This window comes from Tangfeifania diversioriginum (genome assembly GCF_900141875.1).
GTDB classification, from domain to species: Bacteria; Bacteroidota; Bacteroidia; order Bacteroidales; family Prolixibacteraceae; genus Tangfeifania; species Tangfeifania diversioriginum.
In genome coordinates this window covers 12118-35664 of sequence record NZ_FQZE01000005.1, presented here as the reverse complement: position 1 = coordinate 35664, position 23547 = coordinate 12118, and the positions used below count along the sequence as shown (strand labels likewise).

At 41.2% G+C, this 23547-nt stretch carries 20 protein-coding genes and 2 tRNA genes; 1 reads left to right on the top strand and 21 read right to left on the bottom strand.

Features of this window, described 5'->3' with window-relative positions; translation table 11 throughout:
- Positions 1-27: 27 nt before the first annotated feature.
- The 18 genes from BUC07_RS04470 to tamL all read right to left on the bottom strand — a co-directional run bounded on the left by BUC07_RS04470 (position 28) and on the right by tamL (position 19853).
- Complete coding sequence (locus BUC07_RS04470; protein ID WP_073166166.1) at positions 28-354, bottom strand: DUF3467 domain-containing protein; 327 nt, start codon at positions 352-354, stop codon at positions 28-30.
- 11 nt (positions 355-365) lie between these two features.
- On the bottom strand, positions 366-4628 hold the full coding sequence (gene rpoC, locus BUC07_RS04465) for a DNA-directed RNA polymerase subunit beta' (protein WP_073166163.1): 4263 nt from the start codon (positions 4626-4628) through the stop codon (positions 366-368).
- A gap of 51 nt (positions 4629-4679) precedes the next feature.
- Positions 4680-8492 carry a DNA-directed RNA polymerase subunit beta gene (gene rpoB / locus BUC07_RS04460; RefSeq protein WP_073166160.1) on the bottom strand — a complete coding sequence of 1271 codons (3813 nt, stop codon included), beginning with the start codon at positions 8490-8492 and terminating at the stop codon, positions 4680-4682.
- Positions 8493-8600: 108 nt separating this feature from the next.
- Positions 8601-8981, bottom strand: coding sequence for a 50S ribosomal protein L7/L12 (gene rplL, locus BUC07_RS04455; RefSeq protein WP_073166157.1), 381 nt, complete (start codon positions 8979-8981; stop codon positions 8601-8603).
- A gap of 34 nt (positions 8982-9015) precedes the next feature.
- A complete protein-coding gene (rplJ, locus tag BUC07_RS04450) occupies positions 9016-9534 on the bottom strand; it encodes a 50S ribosomal protein L10 (protein ID WP_073166154.1) in 519 nt (172 codons plus the stop codon).
- A gap of 2 nt (positions 9535-9536) precedes the next feature.
- Positions 9537-10244 carry a 50S ribosomal protein L1 gene (gene rplA, locus BUC07_RS04445; protein ID WP_073166151.1) on the bottom strand — a complete coding sequence of 236 codons (708 nt, stop codon included), beginning with the start codon at positions 10242-10244 and terminating at the stop codon, positions 9537-9539.
- A gap of 16 nt (positions 10245-10260) precedes the next feature.
- On the bottom strand, positions 10261-10704 hold the full coding sequence (gene rplK / locus BUC07_RS04440; protein WP_073166148.1) for a 50S ribosomal protein L11: 444 nt from the start codon (positions 10702-10704) through the stop codon (positions 10261-10263).
- Positions 10705-10725: 21 nt separating this feature from the next.
- The gene (gene nusG / locus BUC07_RS04435; protein ID WP_073166146.1) at positions 10726-11274 is read right to left on the bottom strand and encodes a transcription termination/antitermination protein NusG; all 549 of its coding nucleotides are present in this window, start codon (positions 11272-11274) and stop codon (positions 10726-10728) included.
- Positions 11275-11293: 19 nt separating this feature from the next.
- Positions 11294-11485, bottom strand: coding sequence for a preprotein translocase subunit SecE (gene secE / locus BUC07_RS04430; protein WP_073166605.1), 192 nt, complete (start codon positions 11483-11485; stop codon positions 11294-11296).
- Between the two features lie 143 nt (positions 11486-11628).
- Positions 11629-12816 (bottom strand): elongation factor Tu, encoded by a 1188-nt coding sequence (tuf, locus tag BUC07_RS04425; protein WP_073166143.1) that lies wholly within the window; start codon positions 12814-12816, stop codon positions 11629-11631.
- Positions 12817-12851: 35 nt separating this feature from the next.
- Positions 12852-12923, bottom strand: a tRNA-Thr gene (locus tag BUC07_RS04420).
- A gap of 63 nt (positions 12924-12986) precedes the next feature.
- A tRNA-Gly gene (locus BUC07_RS04415) sits at positions 12987-13059 on the bottom strand.
- A 248-nt stretch (positions 13060-13307) separates the two neighbouring features.
- On the bottom strand, positions 13308-13610 hold the full coding sequence (gene hpf / locus BUC07_RS04410; protein WP_073166141.1) for a ribosome hibernation-promoting factor, HPF/YfiA family: 303 nt from the start codon (positions 13608-13610) through the stop codon (positions 13308-13310).
- Positions 13611-13622: 12 nt separating this feature from the next.
- Positions 13623-14507, bottom strand: coding sequence for a tyrosine-type recombinase/integrase (locus BUC07_RS04405; protein ID WP_073166138.1), 885 nt, complete (start codon positions 14505-14507; stop codon positions 13623-13625).
- Positions 14508-14543: 36 nt separating this feature from the next.
- Positions 14544-14735: a 30S ribosomal protein S21 gene (rpsU, locus tag BUC07_RS04400; RefSeq protein ID WP_073166136.1), complete on the bottom strand. Its 192-nt coding sequence runs from the start codon at positions 14733-14735 to the stop codon at positions 14544-14546.
- A 113-nt stretch (positions 14736-14848) separates the two neighbouring features.
- Positions 14849-15964, bottom strand: a complete 1116-nt coding sequence (locus tag BUC07_RS04395) for a helix-hairpin-helix domain-containing protein (protein ID WP_073166134.1) — start codon at positions 15962-15964, stop codon at positions 14849-14851.
- A 110-nt stretch (positions 15965-16074) separates the two neighbouring features.
- Positions 16075-17436: a sodium-dependent transporter gene (locus tag BUC07_RS04390; RefSeq protein ID WP_073166131.1), complete on the bottom strand. Its 1362-nt coding sequence runs from the start codon at positions 17434-17436 to the stop codon at positions 16075-16077.
- A gap of 125 nt (positions 17437-17561) precedes the next feature.
- Positions 17562-19853 (bottom strand): translocation and assembly module lipoprotein TamL, encoded by a 2292-nt coding sequence (gene tamL / locus BUC07_RS04385; protein ID WP_139279467.1) that lies wholly within the window; start codon positions 19851-19853, stop codon positions 17562-17564.
- Between the two features lie 139 nt (positions 19854-19992).
- On the opposite strand from tamL, the gene BUC07_RS04380 reads away from it, so the two are divergent.
- Positions 19993-20760 carry an RNA methyltransferase gene (locus tag BUC07_RS04380; protein ID WP_073166128.1) on the top strand — a complete coding sequence of 256 codons (768 nt, stop codon included), beginning with the start codon at positions 19993-19995 and terminating at the stop codon, positions 20758-20760.
- Between the two features lie 5 nt (positions 20761-20765).
- Here the strand turns inward: BUC07_RS04380 and porT are convergent, their stop codons facing one another.
- From porT to BUC07_RS04365, 3 genes are all read right to left on the bottom strand, one after another.
- On the bottom strand, positions 20766-21548 hold the full coding sequence (porT, locus tag BUC07_RS04375; RefSeq protein ID WP_139279466.1) for a type IX secretion/gliding motility protein PorT/SprT: 783 nt from the start codon (positions 21546-21548) through the stop codon (positions 20766-20768).
- Positions 21549-21610: 62 nt separating this feature from the next.
- Positions 21611-22342 carry a bifunctional demethylmenaquinone methyltransferase/2-methoxy-6-polyprenyl-1,4-benzoquinol methylase UbiE gene (gene ubiE, locus BUC07_RS04370; RefSeq protein ID WP_073166122.1) on the bottom strand — a complete coding sequence of 244 codons (732 nt, stop codon included), beginning with the start codon at positions 22340-22342 and terminating at the stop codon, positions 21611-21613.
- Positions 22343-22413: 71 nt separating this feature from the next.
- Positions 22414-23454 carry an AIR synthase-related protein gene (locus BUC07_RS04365; protein ID WP_073166119.1) on the bottom strand — a complete coding sequence of 347 codons (1041 nt, stop codon included), beginning with the start codon at positions 23452-23454 and terminating at the stop codon, positions 22414-22416.
- Positions 23455-23547: the final 93 nt, after the last annotated feature.

The following is a 23547-nucleotide window of genomic DNA, read 5'->3' as shown; positions in this document are numbered from 1 at the left end:
ACTCCCTCTTTTACTATTCTCTTAAAATTATGCCTGTGCCGTAGGCCCGCCAAAGTTCATTGGCGGCATGGATGGGTCGGATCCGGGCTTTATATTTTTTATAGGCCCGTGCTGCGCTTCAAACTTTTTAACGTTATCCTGCAGCGCCAGCAGCAACCGCTTGGCATGCTCCGGGGTAAGTATTACCCGCGATTTCACATTTGCCTTGGGAACGCCCGGCATTATCCGTACAAAGTCAACCACAAATTCTGAACTGGAGTGTGTGATAACTGCAAGGTTAGAGTAAATCCCCTGTGCAACTTCTTCACTCAGTTCAATATTCAATTGCTGTTGTTTTTGTTTTTTCTCATCCATAATAATTGTACTTAATCATTTTTTCTTGTATCCACCAACCTGTCGTATTCTTCTTTTGAGCCTACAATCAGGTTTTTGTATTCTTTCAGTCCGGTTCCAGCCGGAATGAGGTGGCCACAAATCACGTTTTCTTTCAACCCGTCGAGATAATCGGTTTTACCGTTAATAGCTGCTTCGTTCAGTACTTTTGTAGTTTCCTGGAACGATGCGGCCGATAACCAGCTGCGCGTTTGCAACGCTGCTTTGGTAATTCCCTGAAGATTCTGACTTGATGTTGCAGGGATGGCATCCCTTGCTTCAACCAGTTTTTTATCTTTTCTCCTGAGTTGCGAATTTTCATCTCTGAGCCTGCGGGCCGAAATAATCTGACCTGCTTTTAATCCTTCAGCATTACCGGGTTCCACAATGACCTTCTTATTCCATATCCAGTCGTTTTCCGAAACAAATTCGTTTTTGTCAACAACCTGTTTTTCAAGGAATCGTGTATCACCCGGGTCTTCGATGGTTACTTTCCGCATCATCTGGCGGATAATCACTTCAAAATGCTTATCGTTAATTTTTACCCCCTGCATGCGGTACACATCCTGAACTTCGTTAAGAATGTATTCCTGAACAGCAGTTGGACCTTTAATACCGAGAATATCGGAAGGAGTTGTAGCACCGTCGGATAACTTGGTACCAGCCCTGATGTAGTCGTTTTCCTGTACCAGTATCTGCTTTGAAAGCGGCACGAGGTATTTCTTGACATCACCGCCTTTTGAGGTAATGATAATTTCGCGGTTACCACGCTTGATTTTACCCAGTGAAACCTCTCCGTCGATTTCGGAAACCACGGCGGGGTTGGATGGGTTACGTGCTTCAAAAAGCTCGGTTACACGTGGCAGACCACCAGTGATATCGCCTGCTTTACCGGCAGCACGTGGTATTTTCACGAGAACTTCACCAGCATTCACTGCTTGTCCCTGCGACACAGCAATATGGCCACCTACAGGTAAGTTGTAAGAGCGGATCATCGATCCCTCTTTGTCCATAATTTTGAGTGTCGGGTTCTTTGTTTTATCTTTTGTTTCGATAATTACTTTTTCACTGTAACCGGTTTGTTCGTCCGATTCTTCGCGGTAAGTAATTCCATCGATTAAGTTCTCAAACTCAATTTTACCATCAAATTCGGTAATAATTACACCATTGAACGGGTCCCACTCACAAATAAGTTTCCCTTTCCTTATCTCCTCGCCATTTTTCACATACAATTTTGAACCGTAGGGAATGGTATGGGTTGACAACGGAATTTTGGTATTCTTATCAATAATTTTGAGTTCGGCCAAACGGCTCACTACAATATCAAGGGTTTTGCCATCTTCAGATTTCTGTTCTACTGCCCGCAGCTCTTCAATTTCTGCATATCCGTCGTAACGGGCTTCTACAGTAGATTGTGCTGAAATGTTACCTGCAATACCACCAACGTGGAACGTACGGAGTGTAAGCTGTGTTCCGGGCTCACCAATTGACTGTGCAGCAATTACACCAACAGATTCTCCCTTCTGAACCAAGTCGCCGGTAGCCAGGTTTCTTCCGTAACATTTCGAGCAAACCCCTACTTTTGATTCGCAGGTAAGTACTGAACGAATTTCCACGCTCTCAATCGGCGATTCATCAATAGCAGCAGCTACTTCTTCAGTAATGGTATCGCCCGATTTTACAATTAAATCGCCATTCAACGGATGGAAAATATCGTGAACAGAAGTCCTTCCAACAATACGTTCGTAGAGCGATGCAACAACTTCTTCGTTGTTTTTAATGGCAGTAGCAACCAATCCGCGCAGTGTTCCGCAGTCTTCTTCTGAAATAATTACATCTTGCGAAACATCAACCAAACGACGGGTAAGATAACCGGCATCAGCAGTTTTCAGTGCGGTATCAGCAAGTCCTTTACGGGCACCGTGTGTTGAAATAAAGTATTCAAGTACGGACAACCCTTCTTTAAAGTTTGCCAGAATCGGGTTTTCAATAATTTGCGAACCCGTTGAGCCGGATTTTTGTGGCTTGGCCATCAATCCCCTCATTCCGCACAGCTGCCTGATCTGTTCTTTCGAACCACGGGCACCTGAGTCGAGCATCATATAAATAGAGTTGAAACCCTGTTTGTCAGTACTAATGGTTTTCATTACCGAGTTGGTAAGTTTCGAGTTGGCATGTGTCCAGATATCAATTACCTGGTTATAGCGCTCGTTGTTGGTAATAAATCCCATGTTGTAATTGCTGATAATTTCTTCAACTTCCTGATAACCAGTGCCAACAATTGTTTCTTTATCTTCGGGAATAATAACATCGTCGAGGTTAAACGACAAGCCACCTCTGTAAGCCATGTTGTATCCCAGGTCCTTAATTGCATCGAGGAAAGTTACGGTTTCAGCATTTCCGCATTTCTTGAAAACATCGGCAATAATAGTCCTCAACGACTTTTTGGTAAGCAGCTGATTAATGTATCCTGCTTTGATCGGAACGTATTCATTAAAAATAACACGTCCTACCGAAGTTTCAATAATGTGTTTAAAAATCTCACCGTTTTCATCGATGTCTTTCACTTTCACTTTGATGATAGCATGCAGGTCGATAGCTCTTTCTGAATAAGCAATCATCACCTCTTCAGGCGAATAAAAAGTCATTCCTTCCCCTTTCGAACCTTTACGTGGTTTGGTCATGTAGTACAAACCAAGAACCATATCCTGCGACGGAACCTGAATAGGTGCTCCGTTTGCAGGGTTCATCAGGTTATGCGAAGCAAGCATCAGCAGCTGTGTTTCCAGTATGGCAGCATTGCCCAATGGAAGGTGAACAGCCATTTGGTCGCCGTCGAAGTCGGCATTAAACCCGGTACAAACCAGCGGGTGCAACTGAATTGCCTTACCCTCAATCAAAACAGGCTGGAATGCCTGGATTGACAACCGGTGCAATGTAGGTGCACGGTTTAGCATTACCGGATGACCTTTCAACACATTTTCCAGAATTTCCCAAACTACGGGATCTTTCCGGTCAACTATTTTTTTAGCTGATTTAACGGTTTTCACGATGCCTCTTTCAATTAATTTCCGGATAATGAAAGGCTTGTACAACTCAGCGGCCATGTCTTTTGGCAACCCACATTCGTGTACTTTCAATTTTGGCCCCACCACAATTACTGAACGTGCAGAATAGTCAACACGTTTACCCAGCAGGTTTTGGCGGAAGCGGCCTTGTTTCCCTTTCAAACTATCGGAGAGTGATTTCAGGGCACGGTTATTTTCCGTTTTTACAGCATTCGATTTTCTTGAATTATCGAATAACGAATCAACAGCTTCCTGGAGCATTCGTTTTTCGTTTCTCAGGATTACCTCGGGTGCTTTAATCTCGATCAACCTTTTCAAACGGTTATTACGTATAATTACCCGGCGATAAAGGTCATTCAAGTCAGATGTGGCAAACCTCCCGCCATCGAGCGGAACCAGTGGCCTCAAATCGGGAGGAATAACAGGAACAACTCTTACAATCATCCATTCCGGGCGATTGAGGTTTTTACTTGCCCTGAATGCTTCAACAACCTGAAGACGTTTCAATGCTTCGTTTTTACGTTGCTGAGAAGTTTCGGTATTGGCTTTGTGCCTCAATGTGAATGACAAATCATCCAAATCGATTCTGCTCAAAATCTCGTAAAGCGCCTCAGCTCCCATTTTGGCGATGAATTTATTCGGGTCTTCATCGTCGAGCATGTGATTGTCTTTCGGGAGGGTATCCACAATATCGAGGTACTCTTCTTCGGTTAAAAAGTCGAGCTGTTTCACGCCGTCTTCTGCTTTTACCCCCGCATTTATTACCACGTAACGTTCGTAATAAATAATTGAATCGAGCTTTTTGGTTGGGAGGCCAAGTAAATAGCCTATTTTATTCGGTAACGAACGGAAGTACCAGATATGAGCCACCGGCACAACCAGTGCAATGTGGCCCATGCGTTCGCGACGAACTTTTTTCTCTGTAACTTCAACACCACAGCGGTCGCAAACGATTCCTTTGTACCGGATACGTTTGTATTTCCCGCAATGACATTCGTAATCTTTGACAGGGCCAAAAATACGCTCGCAAAACAAGCCGTCCCGTTCGGGTTTGTAAGTTCTGTAATTTATTGTTTCGGGTTTCAAAACTTCGCCGAATGACCGTTCCAGAATTTCTTCCGGTGAAGCCAGACTGATCGAAATTTTCGAGAAACCACCTTTTGCTTTGTTATCTTTTCTGAATGCCATAATTTGAATTAAAAATCATTATAACAGAACCAATAAAATGAAGATGAAATTTTATTCCATCTTAATACTGAGACCCAGGCCTCTCAATTCGTGCAACAGTACGTTGAGCGATTCAGGAATTCCAGGTTGGGGCATCGGTTCTCCTTTAACAATTGTTTCGTAAGCTTTTGCCCTTCCCATAACATCATCCGACTTAACGGTAAGGATTTCCTGAAGAATATGAGAAGCACCAAATGCTTCGAGTGCCCATACCTCCATTTCACCAAAACGCTGGCCACCAAACTGCGCTTTACCACCCAAAGGTTGCTGGGTAATAAGTGAGTAGGGACCAATAGAACGGGCATGCATTTTATCTTCCACCATGTGCCCCAGTTTCATCATGTAAATTACACCAACTGTAGCATGCTGGTCGAACGGCTCACCGGATTCACCATCATAAAGCACTGTTTTCCCGAAACTGGGAACTTTGGCTTTATCGGTATATTCTGTAATTTCTTCCAGTGTGGCACCATCAAAAACCGGGGTTGCAAATTTAACGCCCAATTCTTTTCCGGCCCATCCCAGAACAGTTTCATAAATCTGACCGAGGTTCATCCTTGAAGGTACACCAAGTGGGTTGAGTACGATATCAACAGGAGTACCATCCGCAAGGAATGGCATATCTTCCTGGCGCACCAGGCGTGATACAATACCTTTGTTCCCGTGGCGTCCGGCCATTTTATCACCAATTTGAAGTTTGCGTTTTTTGGCAATAAATATTTTGGCAAGCTGAATGATTCCTGCAGGAAGCTCATCACCAATGGTGACATTATATCTTTCGCGGCGTGCGATTGCTTCTGCTTCCTTGTGCTTCATGATGTAGTTATTGATCACCCTGAAAATCAATTCGTTTTTCTGCTTGTCAGTTGTCCATTTTGATGGATTAACCGACAGGTAATCAATTTCCTGAAGCTGTTTCAGGGTAAACTTAACCCCTTTGGGAATTATCTCGGTGCCGAAATAATCTTTAACACCCTGCGAAGTTTTCCCGCTTACGAGTGTAAATAATTTATCTTCGAGGCGGCCACGCAAAGCGGCAATTTCGTTGTCAAATTTTTCGTCAATCTGATCAAGAAGTGCTTTGGTAGCCGTTTTGCCTTTTTTATCTTTTGCAACTCTCGAGAACAGTTTTTTGTCGATAACAACACCTGAAAGTGAAGGAGAAGCTTTAAGTGATGCATCTTTCACATCGCCGGCTTTATCGCCAAAAATTGCGCGCAACAGTTTTTCCTCGGGTGAAGGATCCGATTCTCCTTTGGGAGTAATTTTACCGATGAGAATATCACCCGGTTTCACATTTGCCCCCACGCGAATAAGACCGTTTTCATCGAGGTTTTTAGTTGCTTCTTCGCTTACGTTCGGAATGTCAGAAGTAAATTCTTCCAACCCTCGTTTTGTATCGCGAACCTCAAGGCTGTACTCATCAACATGAACGGATGTAAAAACATCTTCGCGGACAATGCGTTCTGAAATTACAATCGCATCCTCGAAGTTGTATCCCTGCCAGGGCATAAATGCCACCATCAGGTTACGGCCCAGCGCCAGTTCACCTTTTTCAGTGGCATAACCTTCGGATAAAATCTGACCTTTTGTAATCCTTTCGCCTTTTTCTACAATCGGTTTTAAATCGACAGTAGTTCCCTGGTTTGTTTTGGAATATTTCTGCAATTCGTAAGTTACAACCTCTGGGTCGAAACTAACAAAACGATCATCGTCAGTTACATCGTAACGAACAATAATCTGTGTGGCATCAACAAACTCAATCACCCCGTCGAACTCGGCTTTTATAAGCACCTGTGAGTCGGCTGCAGCCCTTCCTTCCAACCCTGTTCCCACAATAGGAGATTCAGGTCTCAGGAGCGGTACTGCCTGACGCATCATGTTCGATCCCATTAATGCACGGTTGGCATCATCGTGCTCCAGGAAGGTAATTAACGAAGCTGCAACCGAAGCAATCTGATTCGGTCCAACATCCATCAGGTTAACTTCTTCCTTGTCAATTAATGGGTAGTCACCGTCGAGTCTGGATTTTACTTTCTGGTTCAGGAAATAACCATCTGCATCGATAGGCGCATTTGCCTGTGCAATTATCCGGCCTTCTTCCTCTTCTGCTGTTAAATAAACAGCTCCTTCATCCGAAAGGTCAACTTTACCGTCTTCGACTTTACGGTAGGGAGTGGAAATAAAACCAAGGTCTGTAATTTTTGCAAACACGCATAATGAAGAAATCAAACCAATGTTTGGTCCTTCAGGTGTTTCAATCGGACACAGTCTTCCGTAGTGTGTATAGTGCACATCGCGCACCTCGAAACCTGCCCTCTCGCGGGACAAACCGCCTGGTCCAAGTGCCGACATACGACGCTTGTGCGTCATCTCTGCCAACGGGTTGGTTTGATCCATAAACTGAGACAATGCGTTGGTCCCAAAAAATGAATTAATAACCGAGGAAAGCGTTTTTGAGTTGATCAAATCAATTGGAGTAAAAACCTCGTTATCGCGAACATTCATTCGCTCACGAATTGTGCGTGCCATGCGTGCCAACCCAATGCCAAACTGGTTGTACATTTGTTCGCCCACAGTACGCACACGGCGGTTACTCAGGTGGTCGATATCATCTACATCGGTTTTTGAATTCACCAATTGAATCAGATACCTGATAATTTCAATGATATCCTGTTTGGTCAAAACCCGGTTTTCAGCCTCCACTTCGAGGCCTAATTTTTTATTAATCCGGTAACGGCCAACTTCTCCGAGATCGTATCTTTTATCGGAGAAAAAGAGTTTATCAATGACATCCCTGGCAGTGGCTTCATCAGGCGGTTCTGCGTTTCGCAGCTGCCTGTAGATGTGAAGCACCGCTTCTTTTTCAGAGTTACAGGGGTCTTTTTGCAATGTATTGTAAATAATTGCATAATCCTGTTGCCTCTGATCATCTTTATGAAGCAAGATTGTTTTTACACCTGATTCGAGAATATCTTCAATATGATCTTCTTCAAGGATTGTTTCCCGGTCGATAATTACCTCGTTACGTTCAATTGAAACTACCTCGCCGGTGTCTTCGTCCACAAAGTCTTCAACCCACGATTTAAGCACGCGGGCAGCAAGTTTGCGGCCAATAACTTTTTTCAAACCGGTTTTCGAAACTTTTACTTCGTCGGCAAGATTGAATATTTCAAGAATATCCTTATCGCTTTCGTAGCCGATTGCACGTAAAAGTGTAGTAACAGGCAATTTCTTTTTACGATCGATGTATGCAAACATGACACTGTTAATGTCGGTTGCAAACTCAATCCACGAACCTTTAAACGGGATAATACGTGCCGAGTACAGTTTTGTACCGTTGGCGTGTAAACTCTGACCAAAGAATACACCCGGTGAGCGGTGCAACTGCGACACAATAACCCTTTCGGCACCATTAACAATAAAGGTACCTCTTTCGGTCATGTATGGCACTGTTCCCAGATAAACATCCTGCACTACCGTATCGAAATCTTCGTGTTCCGGGTCGGTACAGTACAGTTTCAGCTTTGCCTTTACCGGCACGCTGAAGGTTAAACCACGTTCAATACACTCGTTAATAGAGTATCGCGGCGGATCGACCTGGTAGTCGAGAAACTCGAGTACAAAATTATTACGTGTATCAGTAATCGGGAAATTTTCCTCGAATACACGTGACAATCCTTCCTCCTTCCGCTTTTCGGGCGTGGTGTTTAACTGGAAGAAATCCTTAAATGATTTAATTTGTACTTCTAAAAAGTCAGGGTAATCAAACCTGGTTTGCGTTGAGGAAAAATTAATCCTCTCGTTTTTTGTATTTACTGACATGTATTTATACAGGTTAATTATATAAAATATAAATACACAAAAAGGTTTAGAATCCTGCTGCGCAAGATTCTAAACCATACAACCTCTTTTAAAAGGTCTGATTGCGAATTATTTAACTTCAACTTCGGCTCCTGCTTCTTCCAACTGACTCTTAAGGGCTTCTGCCTCATCTTTGGAAACTTTTTCTTTAATTGCTTTTGGAGCTTCATCAACAACTGCTTTGGCTTCTTTGAGGCCAAGACCAGTTAATTCTTTCACGAGCTTAACTACTGCTAATTTTGACTGACCAGCTGCTTTCAATACAACATCAAATTCGGTTTGTTCTTCAGCGGCTTCGCCTTCTCCACCACCTGCTGCCGGGCCTGCAACTGCAACTGCTGCTGCGGCTGGCTCAATTCCGTACTCCTCTTTAAGGATATCAGCTAATTCGTTAACCTCTTTAACAGTCAAGTTTACTAACTCTTCTGCAAGTTGTTTTAAATCTGCCATTTTTATTTACTTTATAAAATTTATTTCTAAAAAACTATTCTTTTTCTTTCAGTGTTTCAAGAACACCGTGTATTGTATCACCACCTGATTGCAGTTGCGAAAGCACTGTTTTCATTGGTGACTGTAATAAGGAAACCACATCGGCAATAAGTTCGTCTTTCGACTTCACAGAAACGAGAGCGTCGAGTTGATTTTCGCCGAGATAAATTGACTCCTCGACAAATGCTGCTTTGAGCAGTGGCTTGTCGTGCTTTTTTCTGAAATCTTTAATCAGTTTTGCAGGAGCATTCCCGGTTTCAGTGAACATTACTGTGGTGTTTCCACTAAGCGCGTCGTAAAGCTCTTCTGCGTTTTTCTCAGAATTTTCGAGTGCTTTACGAAGTAGTGTGTTTTTTGCAACAACCAGTTTTACTTCTTGTTTAAAACATAGTCTCCTCAAATTACTGGTATCTTCAGCATTCAGACCACTAATGTCAGTTAAGTAAAAATGGCTGTACGTGTTGATCTGCTCTTGCAGGTCATTGATAATTACTTCTTTTTCTGTACGTTTCATTTTTACTCCGCTTTTATAGTCACAACTGACTTGGGTTCAACTTTAATACCAGGGCTCATAGTACTGGAGAGAAAAATACTTCTGATATAAGTACCTTTTGCTGCTGTTGGTTTTAATTTGTTAATGGTACTGATGAACTCAATGGCGTTTTCTTTAATCTTTTCCGGAGAAAAGGAAACTTTACCAATTGTAGTGTGCACAATACCAAATTTATCGACTTTAAAATCAATTTTTCCCTGTTTAACTTCTGACACAGCTTTACCAATATCCATTGTTACTGTACCACTTTTGGGGTTAGGCATTAAACCGCGTGGGCCTAATACACGTCCCAGCTGGCCAACTTTCCCCATAACCGGGGGCATGGTAATTACCACGTCAACATCCGTCCAGCCTTCTTTGATTTTATCGATATAATCATCTAAACCAACATAATCAGCACCTGCTTGTTTGGCTTCCTCCTCTTTATCGGGGGTCACCAAAGCCAGCACTTTAATCTCTTTTCCAGTTCCATGGGGTAACGAAACTACGCCTCTAACCATCTGGTTAGCTTTTCTTGGGTCAACTCCCAACCGAATGTCCAAATCAACTGAAGCATCGAATTTGGTAAATGTAATTTCCTTTACCAGTTTAGACGCTTCGTCAATCGCGTAAGTTTTCGATCTGTCGAGTTTATCAAGAGAAGCTTTTTTATTCTTCGTAATTCTGCCCATCTTAAAAAGATTTAATTTAATTTTTGAATGGGGCTTTACCTTTTACGGTAATTCCCATACTTCTGGCAGTTCCAGCTACCATTTTCATTGCCGATTCAACAGTAAAACAATTCAAGTCAGCCATTTTTCCTTCTGCTACATCGCGAACCTGTTCCCAGGTTACGGCAGCTACTTTGTTGACATGAGGTTCCGGAGAACCTTTTTTGATTTTTGCTGATTCGAGCAATTGTACAGCTACGGGAGGTTGTTTTATAATGAAATCAAATGATTTATCGCTGTAAACAGTGATAATTACCGGAAGTAATTTACCGGCCTGGTCTTGTGTACGACCATTAAACTGTTTACAAAACTGCATTATATTAACTCCCTTGGCACCTAATGCTGGTCCCACCGGTGGTGACGGGTTTGCCGCTCCACCTTTAATCTGTAATTTAATTAATCCAGCAACTTCTTTCGCCATAATAAAATTAATAATGCGTTACTATTCCTTCTCCACTTGCATAAAGCTAAGTTCCAAAGGCGTTTTACGTCCAAAAATCTTCACCATTACCTGCAGCTTTTTCTTCTCTTCATTGATTTCTTCAATGGTTCCGTTAAAGCCGTTGAATGGTCCGTCGATAACTTTTACGGTTTCTCCAACAACAAAAGGAATATTCAGCTCCTCACCCGTTTCGGCAAGTTCATCAACTCGTCCGAGAATTCTGTTCACTTCGTTTTGCCTCATAGGAACCGGATCTCCACCTTTGGTGTCACCAAGAAATCCAATTACATTGGGAATATTTCTAAGCAGGTGTGTAACTTCACCCACTAACGAAGCTTCGATGAGAACGTATCCCGGGAAAAAGTTTCGCTCTTTGCTGACTTTTTTCCCATTCCGGATTTGATAAACCTTTTCAGTTGGTATTAAAACCTGTTCAACAAAACCCTTCAGATCTCCATTAGCGATTTCGTTATCGATATATTCTTTTACTTTTTTCTCCTTACCACCAATAGCTCGAAGAACATACCATTTTTTTGTATTCTCGCTCATTTTGACCTACAGGTTTCTATTAATAAAATAATCCATAAATAAAATCCATTATGTTTCTGAATGACAGATCCATAACGAATATCAAGAGTGATATAATAAAGGAAGCAACCATTACAACCAATGCGCTGTTTTGCAGCTCTTTCCAAGTAGGCCATGTAACTTTATGAATGAGTTCATTGTAGGCCTCTTGCAAGTATATTTTTAGTTTCATATTATACTCTTCGTCTTTTGTACGGAAGGTAAGACTCGAACTTACAACATTTTTCACTCCCAACAGAATGAGTTTCTTCCGTGAACAATCCCGGGCTATAACTGCCCGGGACTATTATTTTTTATCTCTGCGATTGTAACAGATTATTCCAATATTTCGGTAACCTGACCAGCACCAACTGTGCGGCCACCTTCGCGGATTGCAAAACGCAAACCAATGTTCAGTGCTACCGGGTAAATCAGATCCACCTCAATTGAAACGTTATCACCAGGCATAACCATTTCACGCCCCTCGGGCAAGTGAATTTCGCCGGTTACGTCAAGTGTACGCAGGTAGAACTGTGGGCGGTATTTGTTATGGAATGGAGTATGACGTCCACCTTCTTCTTTTTTCAATACATACACCTCAGCTTTGAATTTGGTATGAGGAGTGATTGAACCAGGTTTTGCCAAAATCTGTCCACGTTTGATTTCTTTTTTATCAACACCACGCAACAACAAACCTACATTGTCACCAGCCTGTCCGTCGTCAAGAATTTTGCGGAACATTTCAACACCAGTACATACTGTTTTGCGTCCTTCTGCTCCAAGGCCAATCAACTGAAGTTCGTCACCTGTGTGAACAACTCCTGTTTCGATACGACCTGTGGCAACTGTTCCTCGGCCTGTGATTGAGAATACATCTTCAACAGGCATCAGGAACGGTTTATCAATTTCACGCTCAGGAAGTGGAATCCAGTTATCAACTGCATCCATCAGTTCCATAATTTTGTCTTCCCATTCTGCTTCACCGTTGAGTGCACCAAGTGCTGAGCCCTTAATAACCGGAGTATTGTCTCCATCGTATTCGTAAAATTCGAGCAATTCACGAATTTCCATTTCAACAAGTTCCAGCAGTTCTTCGTCGTCAACCATGTCCACTTTGTTCATGAAAACAACTACTTTCGGTACGTTTACCTGGCGTGCCAAAAGGATATGCTCACGTGTTTGCGGCATAGGTCCGTCGGTAGCAGCCACAACTATAATTGCACCGTCCATCTGGGCAGCACCAGTTACCATGTTTTTCACATAGTCGGCGTGACCGGGACAGTCAACGTGAGCGTAGTGACGTTTTTCAGTTTGATACTCTACGTGAGCTGTGTTAATTGTAATACCCCTTTCTTTTTCTTCGGGTGCATTATCAATTGAATCAAATGATTTGATTTCGGAAAGGCCTTTTTTGGCCAATACCATTGTAATAGCAGCAGTAAGGGTAGTTTTACCATGGTCAACGTGACCTACAGTCCCTATATTGACATGATCTTTGTCCCTTTTAAATGTTTCTTTAGCCATAACTCCAAAATTTTAATTATTATCTAAATTAATTGAGCCGAAGACGAGAATTGAACTCGTGACCTCATCCTTACCAAGGATGCGCTCTACCCCTGAGCTACTCCGGCTTAAATACACAAAGAGAAAGAAGTTAAAAGTACTCTACTTAAAACTTCAATCTCATATTTTTGAGCGGGAGACGGGATTCAAACCCGCGACCCTTAGCTTGGAAGGCTAATGCTCTATCAACTGAGCTACTCCCGCAAATTGCATCCCGGTAAAAACGCGGTGCAAAAGTACAAAATTTTACAAAAACAGAATGACAAAATTTTGTCTTACTGAATCTCAATGTATTTTTTGTTCAGATTTTTTAAAATATTTCAACCTGAAATATTGCCAAAACCATCAAACTACTTTAAATTCAGCTGTTTCTGGAACGCCCCTAAAATGGGTGTGCAAATGTAAAAATATTATTTTAAAAATCTAAAAAACGACAACCAAAAAATTAAATATTATTGGTTTTTAAGTTTTTCTTTATATTTAGTCAATTGTTTCCGAATTGCATCAACAGCCAAATCGGTTGCTTCTTCAAATGTATCTGCCTGTTTCTTTGCAAATAAGTAACCATTGGCCGGGATTGAGAGTTTTATCTCAGAAATTTTATTCCCGGCGGCTTCGGGTTTAAGGACTTTTAATGTTACCTCAGCGTTAATAATACCATCGAAGAAGGTGTCGAGTTTTCCAACTTTTTTATTAACGAACTCATCCAACTTTTTATCAGTTGTAAAATGTACTGAATTAATAATTATTTCCATAGTAACACTTTTTTAGCCCCTTGGATGGGCTTGTTTGTAAATATCATGCAATTTCTCAAATGTAGTATGCGTATAAATCTGAGTGGCAGCCAAACTTGAATGCCCCAAAAGTTCTTTAACGGCATTCAGGTCGGCACCTTTGTTTAACAGGTGCGTTGCATACGAATGACGTATAACATGAGGGCTTTTTTGCTCAAATGATGTCACATATTCCAAACTTTTTTTCACCACTCTGTAAATTAGTTTTTCGTAAACGGGCTTTCCTTTTTCAGTAACCAATAAAATATCCGGGAAATAACCAATTTCCCTGTTTCTTATTTCAAGGTATTCGAACAGCAAATTGTTCATTTCTCTTGGGTAGGGAATTATTCTTTCTTTTTGTCTTTTTCCCAGCACCTTTATAAGATAATTCTTCGTATCAAAGCTGGAACCTTTGAGTTGCATTAATTCTGCCAGTCGAATTCCAGTTGCATAAAGCAGGGCTACTATCAGTTTATCGCGCACGCCCCTGAAGTCGCCCGGGAAAAACCCATCGTCAAGCAAATGATGCAGGCTTTCTTCTTCAACAAAACCGGGTAATTTTTTTCTAACCTTTGGCAGCGGGAGATTAACTGCGGGATTGGTTTCAACTATTTTTTCTTTCATCAGGAAGCGAAAGAAAGCCTTAACGGTGGAAACTTTTCTGTTAACCGAACGGGGTGACAATTGTTTCTCCATCAAGCTCACTATCCACGTGCGGACAAGTTTTGAATCGACCTTATTAACATCAAATTCCCCGACCATTTCGGTGATAAAACACACAAATTGATCGAGGTCTTTTTTGTAAGCCACCACGGTATGAGGGGATGTCCTCTTCTCATACCTCAAATAGTTGATAAACGATTCCTGATACTCCATTAATCTTCTGCACTAATATCAGGAACCACTACTATTTTAGTCTTCCTGACGTTGCAAATTCTCTATATAAGCAGCTTTCTTTAACTCTTCCCTTCTTCTTTCCGAAGGTTTTGTATACTTCTGACGGTCACGTAGTTCTTTTACGACTCCCGTCTTTTCAAATTTGCGCTTAAATCTTTTTAAGGCCCTTTCAATGTTTTCGCCTTCTTTTACCGGAATAACAATCATTTTTCTACTCCTTTTTTTAAAAATTGAGGCGCAAATTTAGAAATTATTCCTACTAATTCAAATTTAATGGAAAAAAATAATAAAACCTAAATGGTTTATTGATTTAATCTTTTTTAACGACAGCTGATGTAAACTTTTACCGCATCGAAAACAACGGAGTCACCTGGCAAACTTTGAATTAGCTGGTCAAATGATCTAAAAGGGCCATTTTTTTCACGATAATCGAGCAATGCTTCAACATGTTCATTCTCAAAATATGGATGCCGCAATAAATCAGAATATTCTGCAAAGTTCACACGTATTTTTTTAATCCTGGACGAATCGGCCACAATATTATCAGCAATATTGCTGTAGGTTTCCTCCGGAAAGTTATAAACTTCAAGCAGTTGTTCTTTTTTGTAAAAGCCACCAAGCAAATCACGGTATTTCAAAATCCGTTCGGCAAACACTTCCCCTACTCCGGGTAACTGCATCAGTTCGGCTTTACCGGCAGAATTCAATTCAACTTTTATGACGCGAACTGTTTTTTCTTCATTTTTAGTAAAATCATTTTTGGGGACAGTTTTAATCTGTATATTTTCCTTAATGATGTTGAAGAAAGCGGAGTCAACTCCATAAATTTTCAAGACATCCTCAGACGTAGAAAAAAAGCCGCCGCTTTTGCGGTAACTTATCAGGTTGGAGGCCTGAAAGTTGTTGAACCCAAATTCGGACAAAGTGATTGAGTCGGCTGAATTGGGGTCGAATGTTCCGGTATAAGACTTTGGTAATTCCCGGGTATCGGCTGGTTTAGGTTGCTCCTCACGGGGAACACTTTCCGGGATTACTATAAATTTTTCTATGAGCTTGAAAATGCTGTCATTCATTCCATATATTTTGGCCAAATCTGTTGGGGATTCAAATTTTCCGCCGGCCGATCGGTAGCTCAGCAAATTATTTTTCACAAATTCAGGAATGGAAAGTGAGTCGAGCTGTTCTTTCGTTATAGTATTGGGATTAAATGTAAAAAGTCTTTTTGAATCCAATTCACGTTTTTTCGTGCGTTCCCATTCTTCAAGGGCTTCTTTAAATTCGGAAAAATCATAGTCAGCCTTCAGGTTAAAATTACTGACAATAATTATTCCCGAAATCAACAACAAAATAATAACCACCAAAACTATAATTCCGCTTCTGTCGCTTTTTGAAAAACGAAAATATTCTTTTACCAATTGCCGAAAGGGTTTCTCCATTTTTGCATTAATGGGATGAAAAAATTAACAAGCCTACTCAAGTTATAACTTTTGTAGCTTAAATGCAAAAACGGTTATAAAAAAACAGGTTCAAAAAGAAAATCCAAACCTTAAAAATTGATTAGCCCAACCCCCTGTAAAAAGATGAATGCAATGGCCAACGGTGCAATAAATTTAATGATGAACATGAACAGGGGAATGTATCCTGCTTTTAATGAGCCATTATTCGACAATTCGATTTTGACTTTATCGCGTCCCAGGAACCAGGCTACAAACAGAACTATAAACAAACCTCCTAAAGGCAACAGGATATTTGCCGAAGCAAAGTCCATCAGCCCGAAAACGGTAAACCCGAAAATAGTAAAATCTGACATCGAACTTGAAGAAAGCACACACATTATTCCCAGCACAGAAACCGAAGATGTGGCCAGCCATGTTGCTGCTTTTCGTTTCAAGTTAAGTTCTTCAACAAAAAAGGCAACAATAACCTCCAAAACCGAAATTGTTGATGTGAGTGCAGCAACCCCGAGAAGAACAAAGAACATGAGAGAAAAGAAATATCCGCCCGGCATCTGCTGAAAAATATTAGGCAGGGTAATATAAACAAGTCCTTCGCCTGACCCGGGCTCAATACCAAATGCAAATACAGCAGGGAAAATGGCCAGGCCGGCCATTATGGCAATAAAAGTATCGGCAAAAGCAACAGAAAAAGCTGTTGTACCCAAATTGTCATTCTTTTGAATATAAGAACTATAAGTTATTAAAGTTCCCATCCCAATGCTTAGGGAGAAAAAAGCCTGCCCTAAAGCTTCGAGCACAGTAGAAGGCGTTATTTTACTAAAATCGGGCTGGAATAAAAAGGCAATACCTTTTTCGGCTCCCGGCAGAGTCACTGAACGAATTACCAGCGCCAGCAGCAGTATCAACAAAACAGGCATTAAAATCTTGGTGTATTTTTCAATCCCTTTCTGTACGCCTGCCATTATTATTGCTGCAGTTAATCCCATAAAAACAAAAAACCACAGTAAAGGCCGCCATGTTCCTCCGATAAATGAATCGTACATTCCGCTGAGTTGCTCGGGCGATTTGCTGGCAAAACCATTAATTACAGACTGGTAAATATATTCGAGCGTCCAACCTGCAACGGCGGTGTAGAATGCTAAAATCATAAACGCAGCAACCACTCCCATTAAACCGATGAGATACCACGGCCGGCGGGGAGCCAGTTTTCGGAATGAGCCAAAAGCATTTTTCTGTGCACTGCGCCCAATGGTAAATTCAGAAAGCATCACCGGAATACCGATGGCTACAATAAACCCCAGGTACATAATTATAAAGGCAGCTCCGCCATTCTCACCTGCAACGTACGGGAATCGCCAAATATTTCCCAGTCCTATTGCCGAACCGGCAGTGGCTGCAATAACGCCAAACTTTGAACCAAATGAATCACGATTAGAAGGAAGATCTGCCATTTTACCCTGGAATTAATTAAATAATTTCTACTCTGTTTACTTACATTCAATAAGCAAAGCGGGGCTAAAAATGCAAAAAAATAATTCATTGCAAAAGCAGAAAATAAAAAAGTAATTCTTTTTTTTCAGAATGGATAACCTATTGCAAATGCGAGATTAAAATCGTCGCTGGTGTATCTTCTGTGTCCTATAATCCAGCCATTGCCTGTGGGTTGGGAAGGATCACGAAGTTTCATTCCCACATCGACGCGAAAAATAAAATAGTTAAAATCGAAACGAAACCCGGTGCCGGTTCCCAAAGCCAGCTGCCTGTAAAAACTGTTCAGTTTAAACAGTGCGCCGGGTCGATTATCCTTACTGTTTATAGCCCAGATATTTCCGGCATCTAAAAACAGTGCCCCTTCTAAAAATCCTATGAGGTTATACCTGTACTCCAGATTCACTTCCAGCTTAATATCAGCCGACTGGTTAGGGTAAGCATCTTCAGGAGCATTATAAGTGCCCGGCCCCAGGGAACGCACCTGCCAGGCTCTGATACCATTGGCACCACCGGTAAAATATTTCTTTTCGAAAGGCAAAACATCAAAATTACCGTACGGCAGGGCAGCCCCTAAAAACGCACGGCCAACCACTGTGTTGTATTTATCAATTGTATAACCATACCTGAATTCAACATCAGATTTTACGTATTGGGCAAAACGGGTGCTCAGCAACCTGTAATAACTTGATGAAACTACCCCCAAACTGTCAATTTCCTGATTTTTGGTCCTGTTGGTGACAGATGAATACAATCCGAGTAAATTTCCTGCCGACTCCACATTGAACCGAAAATAAGTGTAGCTTTTCTTTGTCCCCAATTGTTGGGTATTGTAAACCAGCGAATAGTTCATTGCCATAATCAGATGGTCGGTAAAACTACTTTTAATGTACAGGTCTTTAATGAAATTGATAAAGCCCGGATCGAACTGGTAAAGATTTACAAGGTTAAAGTCAACAAGGTTCCAGGTATGATCCAGGTATTCCGATGTTTTCCAGTTGTACCCAAATTTCACATTCGAAATTGTTCGGGTATATTCCGGCCTTCGTTGAAAATTATAACCAAGTGTTACAACGGTTTGAGGCAATACATCACGAAACGCATTAATTGCCTGTCCTGGCCCGATTAGTTTAGGAAAAGTCAACTTCGATTCTACCCCCAGCTCGCGGGTGTTAAAATATTCAGACACCTCATCCACCACTCGCTGCTGACGTTCGATTGCCCCCTTAAAATTCAGCTGAAAAAGTTCGGCACCCCTGAACAGGTTTCTGTGCCGGTAATTAATATTTCCGGCCACTCCCAGGTTGCCCGAAGTGTTTGTTCCTTCAATATCGAACGAAACTGCCTGTTTGCTCAAAGGGGCCAACCGTATGTTGCAATTTAACAAATTGGTGTCCTGCAAATGAACAGGTTTGTTAAACTGAACATCAATAAAACGAAACCGACGCAAACGGTTAAAAGCATTAAAAGTACTCCTTGCATCATCCAAACGATACAAAGAGCCGCTTTCCATTTGCAAAAGGTTTTCAAATAAAGAAGGACGGTAAAAAAGCTCAGAATTTTGGTATAACGTGAGATTGTCGAGCCTTGTGGTATCCGAAAAATTACTTTCCGAACCCACTCCCGAAGTTACCGGCCCTGACCCCGGCAATACTGAAATGGTAAAATCATTAAGATACTGCGGTTGATAACTTTTCGATGAATCCTGCCCAATAAACAAATCGAGAACAATCTCTTTTTCAAACCTGCTGCTGTCAGCAATATAACTCACATCATCTTTATTAAAATAGAAATAGCCTTTGTTCCGGTAAAAATCCACAATGTCTTCCCGCTGTTCTTCAAGCCTGTTAAAATCAAACGGGGTTCCCGGCGTAATCAATATTTCTGATGAATCTTTATAAAAATGTGCTTTTAACGTGGAGTCGGAAATGTGGTAATTCAGAGCCTTAATCTTGTACTGATCGCCGGTTTTAATTTTATATTTTACATTGGCTTTCCGTTTGTTTTCTTTAAACTCAACTTCGGTGTCAACACTGGCCCTAAAATACCCCTTGTTTCCTAAATACTGCTTCAGTCGCTCCTGTGAGGCAAGTACCAGGGCCTCGTCGTAAACAACCGGTGGCTCGCCAATACGCTTCAACCAATCTTCCTCTTTTTTCTTTGAAGATAAATTATAGAGCCACAGGTGAAACTTGGCAAACCCAAGGATTTTGTAATTCTCCTTTTGCCGGATATGCGATTTGGCTTCTTCTTTATTGATGTTTGATTTTTCAACTTCAATATTTACTTTATTTAAAAGATATTCATCCTGCGGAACAAATTTCACAGGAGTGCAAGAGAACAAAAAAATTGCAATTACAAATGCAATTATTTTTCCCACAAATGCACTATTTGACAGATTTCTCTTATTCAAAATACCGAGTTAAATTTACCATGTCTGTTTCTCACAAAAATAATGAAGTGTTTTAGATGGAAACAGTAACTTTAAAACATTTATTTTGCAAGGAATAATTAAAAAAATGATTAGCAAAAATACAATAAAACTCATTAAATCGCTTGCCCATAAAAAATACAGGCAAAAGCATCAGCTGTTTTTAGTTGAAGGCGAAAAAAATGTACTGGAAGTGCTCGATTCTTCGCTTCATGTAACCCAGCTTTTCGGAACCGCACAGTTTCTGGAAAACAATTCAGGACGAATCAATAAAGCTGATATTGTTGGTGAAGCCTCAATCGACGAAATAAAAAAAGCAAGCCATTTAAAAAGTCCGCAGGAATGTTTGGCTCTTTGCGCTTTGCCAAAAGATAATATTATTCCTGCCCAATTGGGTACTTTCACTTTTTATTTGGACGGCATTCAGGACCCGGGAAACTTAGGCACAATCATGCGCACATGCGACTGGTTTGGAGCAAAAACAATTTATTGCTCACCCGACACTGCCGACATATTCAACCCCAAAGTAATCCAGGCATCAATGGGATCTTTCGTCAGGGTGAAAGCCATTTACACTCCCTTTGCTCAACTGGCTGAAATTGCGACGCAATCGCAAGCTGAGGTAATGGGCACTTTTATTGACGGTGAAAACATTTACAATACACAACTTCCCGAAAAAGCAGTAGTTATTTTGGGAAATGAAGGGAAAGGAATAAGCCCTGAATTGGCAGCAAAAGTTAAGCGAAAATTGAGTATTCCCCGATTTCACAATGAAAACGATGGCCCTGAGTCGTTGAATGTTGGCGCAACAGCAGCCATTATTTGTTCAGAGTTTAAAAGGCGGAAAACGTTTTGATAAACTTATTCAAAATGGAAACAAAGGGTGAAAATATTGGAACGCAAACTTTCAAACGCATGCGTGTAATATTTTCTCTGATTATCGCCTTGAGGCGGATCTCCCAACTGATTATTGAGCCCTAAACTCACTTTCGCTTCAACTGAAAACCGGAAAAATGTGAAATAATGATCCCATCCTGCACCAATTTCAGCATAAAAACCTCCGTTTGTTAACCTGACCAAGTCCTCTCCGCCAGTGCGCGAAATGTCCTGCCGGTATGCTCCGCCAAATATAACATAAGGCCTGTCGTTATTGATTCGCCGGGCTTTGTACTTTATCAGCAAAGGGAAATCGAGAAAAGTGGATTTTACGGAGTAATCGTAAGTTCGGTTTGAAAATCCGCTTGTGGTGTAATCAACAACCAACTGGTTATAGGTAAGAATCCGTTCTCCAAACGATAACCCGGGCAAAAAGCGCAGGTTCAAATCGCGGGTAAGCCGCAAACTGGAAACGATTCCAACGGTAAAACCTGGAATAACTTCTTCAATATCAGCTCTTACAAAATGATTCCCTGTTATTCGTTCTTCATCAGGATACCAGGTGTTGGCCGGAGGTGTAGTAAAATCGGGATTACTGCCAATTGGGTTGTAATGCACAATCCCAAAATCGAGCGTGTTCATTCCAAGGGTAAATCCAAAATGAAGCAACTTGTCGTCGAAAGTTGTCATGTGGTTCACTTTCTGCTTTTGGGCAAGTAGGTTCCCGGCAATGAGCACTAAAAATATGACAGTAAAAATTTTTCTCACCTGGCTAAAATCAATCCATTTTATTCAGAAACAAATAAAGTGATTTTTTATTGTATTTTAATTCAATTTTCGGGTTTTTGAGCTTTATATATCGAGGCAATGCCAAAAGTTTGAGGGTGCCAGCTGCATTTGTGGTATCCGGTTTTTTCCAGGATGGAAACAAAATCGTCACCATCCGGAAATTCGCGCACCGATTCCGGCAAATAAGTGTAAGCACTGTTGTCTTTTGATACCAGCCGGCCAAGCATTGGTAAAATATTATTGAAATAAAAAAAGTACAGCTGTTTGAAAAATGCCTTACGCGGCCGCGAAAATTCAAGGACGATGAAAACTCCGCCGGGCTTCAGTACCCTCTGAATTTCTGACAGCCCTTTTTCAAGGTTTTCAAAATTACGCACGCCAAAGCCAACAACTGCGGCATCGAAAGTGGCATCATCAAAAGGAAGTGCTTCTGAATCGGCTTTCAATAATTCAATACTTCCTGTCAATCCTTTTTTTTCAATTTTCTGCCGGCCTATTTTCAGCATGCCTTCGGACAGGTCGATCCCTGTAATTTTTTTGGGGTTCAGCCGGGTTGCAGCAAGTGCAAAATCGGCAGTGCCCGTGGCAATATCAAGAATTTTCTCGGGATGATGCGGAGCAAGCAATTTAATTGCTTTTTTGCGCCACAATTTGTCAATATTCACCGACAGCAAATGGTTCAGCAAATCGTAACGGTGCGAAATGCTGTCGAACATTTCTTCCACCTGTCCTTTTTTGCTTAGCGCTGAATTTTTGTAAGGAACTGCTGACATTAATTTTTGATAAATTCTTTCAACTACACTTCTCTGAAAAAGAATTTCAAAAGATGATAATTTTCGAATTCCTATAAACCAGATGTCATTTTATCGATATATCCCAATGATTCATCGTCAATGCGGATTTCGCCTTTTGTGACATGGCCGAGTGTGAAAAACGGGATATTCTGTTCGGACATGATATCCACAAACTCATCTTCCTTATCAGATTCAATCTCCACACAAATTCTCCCCATAGCTTCGCCAAATAAAAAGGAATCCAAACGTGTTTCGGCAGCAGTGGTAATATCAAAACCCAGTCCGTTTGGAATCGCGGCCCTCAACAGGGTAAAAAATAAACCTCCTTTACCAATCGGGCTTGCGCTTTGAAGTAAGTTTAACTGATGAAGCTCTTTCAGGGCTTTATGTATCTGAATTTCATTATTTATGTTGAAAGCAGGCAAGGGTGAATCTGCAATTCCATGGTAGAATTCCAGGTATTCCGAAGAACCGATATCATCCACAGAGTGCCCAATCAAAAAAATGTTACTGCCCTTTTTCTTAAGCGCGTGAGTGGTAATTGTTTCCCTGTTTTCAACTGTACCAATCATGCTGATAATAATTGTTGCCGGAACGGGGCCGTGACCTGAAAAATGGTCGAACCTGATTTTTCGATCCGAAATTTTCAGGTTGAATTTTTGTGCTGCGTTTTCCAGGCCTTTTTTGGCGCCGGAAGCAACATTTTGCCCATTAGGATCGGCAAAGTTAATATGGTACAAAAAAGCACTGATTGCCACTGGTTTAACACCCATACATAACATTTTGCGGGTAGCCCGCGAAATTAAGATTTCAGTAGCTTTTTGCGGGTTGTTTTGCAGGTGGTGATGAAAGGCATGAGTACTCATTGCCAGTGCCGACCCATTGGAATCGAGATCAAAAAGGCCGATTTCATCGTTATCCCCTGCGCCAATGGCATCAGGAGAAATTGGCACCTCACTAAAGTCGTTGAAATAATTAATGCTCGACAGGTTTGGATTCACCATCAGCGAAAATATTACATTTTCAATGTCTTTAGGTTCAGGAACAGAATCAATTGAAAACGCTGTTTCTTGATTTAAAACTTCACTCATAATGCCTGATTTTTCTGGTAAAAATAGTGTCAGCAAAGGTAATTAAGAACATGATTTATCCATACGTTTTAATGTTTTTTTTAACTTCGGGTA

What these genes read in the sequence shown, in the direction of transcription:
- BUC07_RS04470 (WP_073166166.1), bottom strand. Translation starts at nt 354, where the DNA reads ATGGATGAGAAAAAACAAAAACAACAGCAATTGAATATTGAACTGAGT.
- rpoC (WP_073166163.1), bottom strand. Translation starts at nt 4,628, where the DNA reads ATGGCATTCAGAAAAGATAACAAAGCAAAAGGTGGTTTCTCGAAAATT.
- rpoB (WP_073166160.1), bottom strand. Translation starts at nt 8,492, where the DNA reads ATGTCAGTAAATACAAAAAACGAGAGGATTAATTTTTCCTCAACGCAA.
- rplL (WP_073166157.1), bottom strand. Translation starts at nt 8,981, where the DNA reads ATGGCAGATTTAAAACAACTTGCAGAAGAGTTAGTAAACTTGACTGTT.
- rplJ (WP_073166154.1), bottom strand. Translation starts at nt 9,534, where the DNA reads ATGAAACGTACAGAAAAAGAAGTAATTATCAATGACCTGCAAGAGCAG.
- rplA (WP_073166151.1), bottom strand. Translation starts at nt 10,244, where the DNA reads ATGGGCAGAATTACGAAGAATAAAAAAGCTTCTCTTGATAAACTCGAC.
- rplK (WP_073166148.1), bottom strand. Translation starts at nt 10,704, where the DNA reads ATGGCGAAAGAAGTTGCTGGATTAATTAAATTACAGATTAAAGGTGGA.
- nusG (WP_073166146.1), bottom strand. Translation starts at nt 11,274, where the DNA reads ATGAGCGAGAATACAAAAAAATGGTATGTTCTTCGAGCTATTGGTGGT.
- secE (WP_073166605.1), bottom strand. Translation starts at nt 11,485, where the DNA reads ATGAAACTAAAAATATACTTGCAAGAGGCCTACAATGAACTCATTCAT.
- tuf (WP_073166143.1), bottom strand. Translation starts at nt 12,816, where the DNA reads ATGGCTAAAGAAACATTTAAAAGGGACAAAGATCATGTCAATATAGGG.
- hpf (WP_073166141.1), bottom strand. Translation starts at nt 13,610, where the DNA reads ATGGAAATAATTATTAATTCAGTACATTTTACAACTGATAAAAAGTTG.
- BUC07_RS04405 (WP_073166138.1), bottom strand. Translation starts at nt 14,507, where the DNA reads ATGGAGTATCAGGAATCGTTTATCAACTATTTGAGGTATGAGAAGAGG.
- rpsU (WP_073166136.1), bottom strand. Translation starts at nt 14,735, where the DNA reads ATGATTGTTATTCCGGTAAAAGAAGGCGAAAACATTGAAAGGGCCTTA.
- BUC07_RS04395 (WP_073166134.1), bottom strand. Translation starts at nt 15,964, where the DNA reads ATGGAGAAACCCTTTCGGCAATTGGTAAAAGAATATTTTCGTTTTTCA.
- BUC07_RS04390 (WP_073166131.1), bottom strand. Translation starts at nt 17,436, where the DNA reads ATGGCAGATCTTCCTTCTAATCGTGATTCATTTGGTTCAAAGTTTGGC.
- BUC07_RS04380 (WP_073166128.1), top strand. Translation starts at nt 19,993, where the DNA reads ATGATTAGCAAAAATACAATAAAACTCATTAAATCGCTTGCCCATAAA.
- ubiE (WP_073166122.1), bottom strand. Translation starts at nt 22,342, where the DNA reads ATGTCAGCAGTTCCTTACAAAAATTCAGCGCTAAGCAAAAAAGGACAG.
- BUC07_RS04365 (WP_073166119.1), bottom strand. Translation starts at nt 23,454, where the DNA reads ATGAGTGAAGTTTTAAATCAAGAAACAGCGTTTTCAATTGATTCTGTT.